General features: G+C 41.1%; 1 protein-coding gene. It reads right to left on the minus strand.

The features are described 5' to 3' along the window. Positions 1 to 58 precede the first annotated feature (58 nt). Positions 59 to 1,876 (minus strand): IS1634 family transposase, encoded by a 1,818-nt coding sequence (locus ACYQ4O_RS12850; RefSeq protein WP_460175858.1) that lies wholly within the window; start codon positions 1,874 to 1,876, stop codon positions 59 to 61. Positions 1,877 to 1,998: the final 122 nt, after the last annotated feature.

Below are 1,998 nucleotides of genomic sequence, written 5' to 3' on the forward strand. Positions count from 1 at the left end.
TCTGAAATATTGCATCGGTTAGAGTATCTATGGGAGGGCCTTCCTCCCATGGTTCGGGCTACAGTTCATCGTCATCGTATTCATCAGCCTCATCATCGTAATCCATTTCTCTTTCCGGCTCAGAATCTGGTATGCGAACTCCGAGAGCTTCAAATAGCTTTCTGCGCTTCCCGGCAATTTCTCCAAAGTAATAGCCTGCTTGGAACTTTGTCTGCATAATGTTGTTTAAAGTCTCGAGCACTGTTCCGTCAGAATCGTAAATGAGGGCTGGTCCATCAGACTTTCTGTACTCCTCAGAATACTTTTTCAGCCTTGCTCTTACTACCATAGCAATAGAGGTAGCCAAGAATTGCACAAAGATTTTTCCGTTTAAAGATTCATTGTCTGAGACTCTGTTGCGAGAGCATCCTAAGCGGGACTTTAAAGTCTTAAAGGTGTCTTCGACTTTCCAGCGCTCTTGATAGGCGCACCAGGCCTTGCGGGCATCGGATATTTCATTGCTGACCAGAACTCTGTAACCCTTATATCTGAGCTTTTCATCAACCTTTTTATTATTGATGGTATAGCTTACGGGTGTATCTTCGTCGGTGCTTTCTGCTTTTTCAAAGACTTCTTCGAACAAAGTTTGTTCATTCTCGTCAAGGCTCTCTTTCTTATGAAGCTTTTCTTGAATTTTTCCTATTCTTTCAAAAAGACCTTGAGTGACTTTTTCGGCAATTTGCTTATCGAAGTAGATATGCCAGTAAAGCGTTGCCACGTCCCGCGTATTCTTGCTTGACCTCTTTCCCGGAACCGGTTGTCTCTCATAGCTCCATTCAATTTTTTTTGTTACCTGGAATGCTTCGGTATACCAATCTCGTTTGTTCAGATCTCTAAGGTTGGCCATCTCTTCATCTATCACTTCTTGAGTGAGGCTACCTTTTACACCGCACTTCATATTGAAGAGCAAGCCAACATCATTTCTTAAACAATCGTTGATGTTTTTATTGCTGCTGTAGCCTTTATCTGAGACCAACACTACATCTGTCAGTTTCAGTCTGGAGTTATCGGCAATAACTCTTCTTACAGTCTGAGCGTCAGGGACATTGCCATCATAGTGTCTATAAAAAAGAGGAAGTCCAGTTTTAGAGTCGACGAGCATTAATAAATTGATTTGAGGCAAATTATCTTCGTCCTTGTTTCTGCCTCGGACAACATTTGGAAGTTTTTCGGAGTAGCTCGATATAGATGTTGAGTCCAGTGCCAGCGTAAGTTTATCGGTGTCGTTTGCTTTGATTTTTAGCTCCAATAAACCTTTTTGGACCTCCGTAAAATAATTTTCAATCTGTTGGCTTTTTATTCGTCTAAAAATTCTTCCGATAGTTGATGCATGAAGAGCACCGGGCCAAGGTAAACGGGTTGTTTCAGTAAAATTCGGATATCGAGAAATATTGTTGTTTTCATTAAGAATTATGAAATAAACAATGGAAAGAATCTTTAGATAGTCTCGTTTCTGAGGAAAGGCTTTCTTCAGAGCCGGACCTATCGGGGTGCTGCTGACAATTTGGTCTAAAGCCCAGGTCGCCCCTGCATGTAATTGCTTGATGCTAAGGACTTGCTTGAGGCTAAGGCCGGTCTCTTTTTCCAGAGGTTCAAACACGTAGCCTTTAGCCTTCCTTTCACAAATAAAGTTTCTAAGTTCCGGACGCTCTTCTAAAAATTTTTCATCCCAGCGGATGCGTCCTTCTTTTTGACCGGACACCACCGTTCCGACTTTCTTAAATTCAACACGCTCGCTTCTAGCTTTTTCGCTGTTCCACTTGTTCTTGTAGGTGTAAACGTAGAAAGCAGAGGGGCTTTTCTTAATAATCAGCGGAGGTAGTTTCGGTGTGCTCATGATCTCATAAATTATCTATTTAGGTTATCTAGTTTAGCACAAAAAGTCAACGAAAGCAACTGAAAATAAAGAATTTTTTAGGATTTTAAAAAGTTAGGTATTCTAGAAATGCAATTTTTCAG

Source organism: Turicimonas sp. TL08 (genome assembly GCF_054660695.1).